This window comes from Veillonella sp. CNR 79/14, from assembly GCF_003992185.1.
Lineage (GTDB): Bacteria > Bacillota > Negativicutes > Veillonellales > Veillonellaceae > F0422.
The window spans coordinates 33354-39886 of sequence record NZ_RQVH01000014.1 but is presented as its reverse complement, the minus strand read 5'-3'; the positions used below and the strand labels follow the sequence as shown (position 1 = coordinate 39886).

The following is a 6533-nucleotide window of genomic DNA, read 5'->3' as shown; positions in this document are numbered from 1 at the left end:
TTTTTTGCTTTACTATGCATTCTCTGGGATTCATTTTTACTTTTCTATAGTTCTTCCCAAAAATCTTTACTTATTACTATAAAGGTTATAATGAAAGTAAAGAATTTAGCATAAGGAAATAAAGAGTATCATAAACGATATGAGATATTTATAGATGTATATAGATATCTATTACAACAATATTACATATCGTTTATATATATGCTATTAAAAACAAGGTTTATATTGACAGAATTAGGGTTTATACATATAATTACTATGTTATGGTATACGAAAAAATAAACCTATCATGAGGAGGTGTTGTTGTAATGAAACGTACTTACCAACCAAATACACTTTGGAGAAAACGTACTCATGGTTTCCGTGAACGTATGAAAACCATCGGTGGCCGTCTAGTATTAAAACGTCGACGCGCTAAAGGCAGAAAACGCTTATCTGCATAATCAAATATACAGCTAGAGAACTTGGCCGTACAGCCAAGTTTTTCTGTATGTACGGTATTAAAGGATAACTATGAATAGTTTAACAAAAGATAGAAGAATACGGAAAAACAATGAATATCAATTAGTGTATAAGCACGGTCGCTATGAAGTGGGACGTCTTTGTGTAGTCTATCATATGCCAGTGGCAAAGCAAAAAAGTAAAATTGGTTTCGTCACAGGTAAAAAAGTAGGTGGCGCAGTACAGCGCAACAGAGCACGACGTTTGATGAAAGAAGTGTATCGTCTGCATCAACATGAATTGCGCGAAGGTCATCATATTGTAGTTGTAGGTCGAGGTTATTTAGCCAATGCTACGTATGAACAAGCAGAGCGTGAGATGATGCGTCTATTCAAAAAATGTAAATTACTAAAGGATAGAAACTAATGGGTATTAGTAAACTTGTAAATTACTTGTTAATTGGATTAGTTCAGTTCTATCGATATGCTCTATCTCCTTTAAAGCCAAGTACTTGTCGTTTTTATCCCACCTGTTCGATGTACATGTTGCAAGCCTTGCAACGGTATGGACCTTTAAAAGGTAGCTATTTAGGCATCAAACGGATTTTAAAATGCCATCCCTTTCACAAGGGTGGATACGATCCATTGCCATAGCACAATTTTGGAAATACCTGAGTACCTGTATGGATGAAATATAGACCATACCATAACGTATATGGGTACACAAAGGTGTATACTACAGAGAACAAGAAAAGGAGTAGGCATGGAAATCTTTCAATATTTAGTAGATTTTATGAGAAGCCTTGTGGAATATTCGTTTTTGGGCACAAAAGCGATGGGCTTCCCGAGCTATGGTATCGCGATTATTTTGCTTACCATTGTTATTAAACTTATATTAGCACCGTTGACACAAAAACAAGTGCAGTCTATGAAAGGCATGGCTGATTTACAACCAAAAATGAAAGCCATCCAAGACAAATATAAGGACAATCCACAAAAAGCACAGCAAGAAATTATGAAAATGTACAAAGACTTAGGCATCAACCCATTAGCTGGTTGTTTACCACTTCTTGTGCAAATGCCATTCTTGATTGCTATATTCTATGCATTGCAAGGATATCCATATGATCCTCAATATGCGCAATTCTTATGGTTACCAAATTTGAGTGATCCAGATCCAATCTATATATTACCAGTGTTATCTGCCTTGTCTACTTACATCATGAGTAAACAAACATCTGCTAGCGGTGGTAATAATCAACAAGCGAAGATTATGAACATCTTTATGCCACTATTCATTGGCTATATCAGTTTAAACTTTGCTAGTGGATTGGTAATTTACTGGGTAGTTTCAAATCTATTCCAATTAGCACAACAAACATTAATTTATCGTAATAACAAATAGGAGGCTAGGCATGGATTACATTGAAGTGTCAGCAAAAACGATTGAAGAGGCAACTTCACAAGCAACAGCGCAAATTGAATCTCAAGGTCGAGTTGTTACGTCTGTGAAAGTGTTAGAAGAGCCGTCAAAAGGCTTTTTAGGCTTTGGCAAAAAAAATGCTCTTGTTCGCGTATACTTTGAAGAAGGAACAGCAGAACATACTGCTGTTGTAGAAGAAGTAGTATCCGTTGTAAAAACTGTTACAGAAACAGCAGTAGATACTGTGGAAACAGATAATACTGAAATTCCTGTGGTAGTAGAAGATGGTATTACAAAAGCAGAACAAGATTTCATTGCCGATACAGGTAAAGAATTTTTATTAGGCATGTTTGGAAAGATGGGTTTATCTGTACAAATTGAAAAATTGACTACAAAAGATAAAATCACATTCCAAGTACATGGGGAAGATTTAGGTATTTTGATTGGTAAACATGGTCAAACATTAGATGCCATCCAATACTTAACAAACCTTGTGGCTAATAAGGAAGTTCACCGTCGTTGCCAAATTGTTGTGGACGTGGAAAATTATCGTTCCCGTCGTGAAGAAACGTTAATTCAATTGGCACATCGCTTAGGCGCTAAAGTACGACGTACACGTCAAAAAATTGCCTTAGAACCAATGAATGCTTTCGAGCGAAAAATCATTCACGTAGCATTGCAAAACGAAAAACATATCAAAACAGATAGCGAAGGACAAGAACCATATCGTCATATTGTGATTTATTACAAACGATAGACTTCTACTATATATCATCAACTTTTATATTGATGTATATGCATATCTGTAGAGATGACAATAGATGATTTGTGGCATATAGTAACAGATTATCTATAACTATGAAGAGGGCCCTTCGGGGTCCTTTTTCTTAGAAATATAGAAAAAAGCTATGAGTTGAATATATAAAATCAACTCATAGCTTTTTTAGTTTAAGGGGCTGTTTTGTTACAGCCCCTTTTTATATGGTGTATATATTAAAAAGAAATAATATAGTTATTAGGTTTTATATAGCTATTTAGTTGTTCAGTTATATCCACGGTTATTAATTTCCCATAGGGTGATACTGATATTGTCAAGATCAGTTCCTACTGTCTACAGACTCTTTACGGCTCGATGGGGAAATAATCCGCAGGGACGGGGGCAAGGATGCCAACAAAGACAAAGTCCTTCGTGCCTGTATTTTTCATCCCGTGGCACATGCCCTTCGCTGAGACGATGACATCGCCCTTCGCGATGGGGTGCTCCTCTCCGGGGGTAGGGTAAAAGACGCCCTCTCCCTCAATGCAAATCCATATATCATCTGCATTGGCGTGACCGTGCGGCTGAATCGTCTGCCCAGGCTTTATGACCCAGACGACACCGCTCGTTGACTCCGTGCTGTAGATTGGCGTGCGCGTTGCGACATTGCCCGCCTTTGCCACATTTGCCACGCGAAAACGTCGCGTTGCAAAATCGTTTGTGATTTCATTTACCATGATGTTTGCTCCTTTCAAAAATTCGTATTTTATATCGTTTTAGGGTGCTCAGTTAAAGTAATCATCGTCATATCATTCGCTATTCAACTTCATTTTACAACAAACCAATCCTTATGACAACAATGGGATTTGATATTGTCAAGATCAGTTGACAAATTTTCTTTAGAAGAATACAAATGCTGTAACTCTTTATAGTCTAATTCCTTCAATACAGCATCGAGTAACCGCATAGGAGCTGTTTCTTTTATCATCAACATGCCATAATCCAATGGTAAAACTAGTTGGCGAGGCATTACTAGTTTAGTATAATTAAATTCATTGGTATATTATTTCTTCACATAAAAGGTGGCTTTCCCTTTTCCGTGTCGTTCAATGTACTTTTCTTCTACTAATTGTTTCAACATATTTTCTATGGTGGATTTACTTAGGATTGGAACTGCATTCAATACTTTGAATCTTTGCAATTTCCACTAGTGTATCTAGCACAGCAGGCTTTTGTTGTATGAATAGTTCCTGTTTTCCCTTGTGTTCATGGATCTGTGCTAATAAATTAATAATTTCACTATCCCATAGAGTACTTTCATAGAGTGAATAATTAAAAGTTTTCATTCGCCTACTCCTTTCTATATTCGCCTAATTATACCATATTTTTAGGCGATTAAATATTACAATAGGCGAATCAATAGCAAATTCTAGTAACTTTCAATACAACTCATATGGCACAACAGAATCGTTAAGCATACAAAAAAGCACGGCCTGAACCGTGCTCTTTTTTATCAGATTTAATTATACATTCATGTTAGCTGCTTTACGAACGTAGAACCAGTAACATACGAATACTGTTACGATATTGAAAGCTAGTAATACTGCGAATGCTGGGTGGATACTTCCAAATGTTGTGTATACATAGCCAAAGATTTTTGGTGTAATGAAGGCACCGTACGCCGCTACAGCTGCTACGAAACCAGCAATTAAGGAAGATTGTAATCCATCTGTGAAGATGTGAGGAATCATACGGAATGTAGATCCTGTTACGAAACCGCAGGATACGAACATTAATACAGTCATTCCAAAGAAAAAGTCGAAGTGATGCATATCCACGCCTACAGCGATTAATACAGTAGTGATACATAAACCAATCAAACCGATGAAAGTAATTTTTGTACCGCTATTGATTTTGTCAGCTAACCAACCACCTACTGGACGAAGGCTGGCAGATACTAAAGGTCCCACGAATGCGATGTGAGCAAATGGAATTTCAGGGAACTCTGTTTTAACAAGTAGACCAAGTGCTGCTGCATATCCAGAGAAGGCACCGAAGGAACATGTATATAACAATGTCATAGCCCATGTGTGTTTGTTGCTAAAAATTTGAGCCAGCGCTTTAGGATTAGGTTTTGCTAGTGGCAAGTTATCCATGTAACGAGTCATGCACGCTAAGATAATTACTAAAGGCACAATCCACATAAACGCCGCGTTGGCTAAGTATACTGCATTGCCTTTAACGATAGCTGGTGTGACACCGAAGATATTACCTAATGTAGCAGAACCCATAGCGAATGGAGCTAAGAAATAGATAACGGAGATCCCAAGGTTACCAATACCACCATTAATGCCAAGAGCGGTACCTTTTTCAGATTTAGGGAAGAAGTTACCGATGTAAGCCATGGAGGAGGAGAAGTTACCGCCGGCTAAACCGATCAAAGCTGTTAAGATCATGAATGTTTCATAAGATGTTGTTGTATCTTGTACAGCATAGCCTAACCATACTACAGGTACTAATAAAATAATTGTAGAAATAAAAGTCCAGTTTCTACCACCTATTAAAGCTGGCATGTAAGTATAAATAAAACGGAATGTAGCACCTACTAAACCTGGGAAGGCAGCCAGTGTAAATAACTGTTCTGTTGTGAAATGGAATCCAGCTCCATTTAATTGTGCTGCGATGGTTGACCATAAATACCATACGCAAAATGATAACGTTAATGCAATGGTAGAAACTACCAAGTTTTGTTTAGCAATTTTTTTGCCAAACTTTTCCCAAAATTCGGGATTTTCTGGTTGCCAGTTCGCAATAATTTCTTTGCGGCTCGCACCCACTTGAGGCATTTTCATCTCTGACATGAGAACACTCCTTTAATCCTTTCAACGTACAACTTGTGATACTTTTTGTATCACAGTAAATCGAAGACACAAATTAGTATAAAAAAATATTGACTTATGCCATACTTTCATTATAATATGTGCCTAAAATCACACACTTATTATATAAGATATAATATAATGTGAATGTGATAAAAAGCACAACTTATATAATTATTAATAAGTTATAATAGTAACATAGCGCAAAATTTAAAATGTAATTGAGAAATTGATATAGCTAAGTTTATATCAACTTCATAAGTATGGGATGTTACTGAAAGATGTATGGTGACAGTATGGAACAGGAGTTAATCAATCAATTGCTAGCATTGCCAGGTGAAGTAATTCATCTGAAAAAAGGAGAATTTTTATTTCACGAAGGCGATAAGGCAGAACATTTTTATATCGTTCAGAGAGGGCGCCTCAGTATTAAGAAATTTGAATCCACAGGACATATTTTTGCATTACGATTAGTAGGTAAGAATAATGTGCTTGGGGAAATTCCTTTGTATGAGACGAATACGAGATCGTATGTATTTAATGCCATTGCAAGAGAAGATTGCTCAGTCTATTGTATACGTTACGATGTATTAGAACCTGCCATTGCTAAGGATCATTCCTTATCAATTGCGATGATGAAGATTTATACGCTTCATATGCGTCGACAACAAGCTAAGTATAGAGACTTATTATTATACGGTAAGAAAGGTGCATTTTATTCTACATTATTGCGTTTAGCTAATAGTTATGGTGTTAAGCGGGATGACGGTATTTATATCGACATTGCATTAAGCAACCAAGAGTTAGCTGAATTTACTGCCACATCACGGGAAGGTTTAAACCGCATGCTAAGTGAGTTACGAAAGTTAGGCTATGTAGCCTATGATAAACACCATCTGGTAATCTGTGACTTTGATGCATTAATCGATTTGCTAGATTTAGATATAGAAACTATCGATCCTAATATTAGCAATATCGAATGATTAAGGTTATCCCCCCTTGCTGTGAGCACTACGAAGGCAAGGGTTTTTTTG

9 protein-coding genes are annotated in these 6533 nt (G+C 36.7%); 6 read left to right on the top strand and 3 right to left on the bottom strand.

The annotated features are described in order from the left end of the window. The first annotated feature begins 308 nt into the window (after positions 1 to 308). The 5 genes from rpmH to jag all read left to right on the top strand — a co-directional run bounded on the left by rpmH (position 309) and on the right by jag (position 2620). Positions 309 to 443, top strand: a complete 135-nt coding sequence (gene rpmH / locus EO119_RS05855; protein ID WP_004692946.1) for a 50S ribosomal protein L34 — start codon at positions 309 to 311, stop codon at positions 441 to 443. 70 nt (positions 444 to 513) lie between these two features. Next, positions 514 to 867, top strand: coding sequence for a ribonuclease P protein component (gene rnpA, locus EO119_RS05850; RefSeq protein ID WP_009353996.1), 354 nt, complete (start codon positions 514 to 516; stop codon positions 865 to 867). Next, entirely contained in the window at positions 867 to 1094 is a 228-nt protein-coding gene (gene yidD / locus EO119_RS05845) for a membrane protein insertion efficiency factor YidD (protein ID WP_126941000.1), read from the top strand. Before rnpA ends, yidD begins: the two co-directional genes overlap by 1 nt. Positions 1095 to 1203: 109 nt before the next feature. Further along, entirely contained in the window at positions 1204 to 1845 is a 642-nt protein-coding gene (locus EO119_RS05840) for a membrane protein insertase YidC (RefSeq protein WP_126940999.1), read from the top strand. Positions 1846 to 1855: 10 nt separating this feature from the next. Further along, positions 1856 to 2620: an RNA-binding cell elongation regulator Jag/EloR gene (gene jag / locus EO119_RS05835; RefSeq protein ID WP_126940998.1), complete on the top strand. Its 765-nt coding sequence runs from the start codon at positions 1856 to 1858 to the stop codon at positions 2618 to 2620. 365 nt (positions 2621 to 2985) lie between these two features. On the opposite strand, the gene EO119_RS05830 is transcribed toward jag, so the two are convergent. The 3 genes from EO119_RS05830 to EO119_RS05820 form a co-directional block, all read right to left on the bottom strand. After that, entirely contained in the window at positions 2986 to 3357 is a 372-nt protein-coding gene (locus tag EO119_RS05830) for a cupin domain-containing protein (protein ID WP_038145013.1), read from the bottom strand. A 420-nt stretch (positions 3358 to 3777) separates the two neighbouring features. Next, positions 3778 to 3966 (bottom strand): hypothetical protein, encoded by a 189-nt coding sequence (locus EO119_RS05825; protein ID WP_062402225.1) that lies wholly within the window; start codon positions 3964 to 3966, stop codon positions 3778 to 3780. A 177-nt stretch (positions 3967 to 4143) separates the two neighbouring features. Then, a complete protein-coding gene (locus tag EO119_RS05820) occupies positions 4144 to 5481 on the bottom strand; it encodes an MFS transporter (RefSeq protein WP_009353948.1) in 1338 nt (445 codons plus the stop codon). Between the two features lie 314 nt (positions 5482 to 5795). Between EO119_RS05820 and EO119_RS05815 the strand changes: the two genes are divergently transcribed. Then, positions 5796 to 6482, top strand: coding sequence for a Crp/Fnr family transcriptional regulator (locus EO119_RS05815; RefSeq protein ID WP_371666344.1), 687 nt, complete (start codon positions 5796 to 5798; stop codon positions 6480 to 6482). Positions 6483 to 6533: the final 51 nt, after the last annotated feature.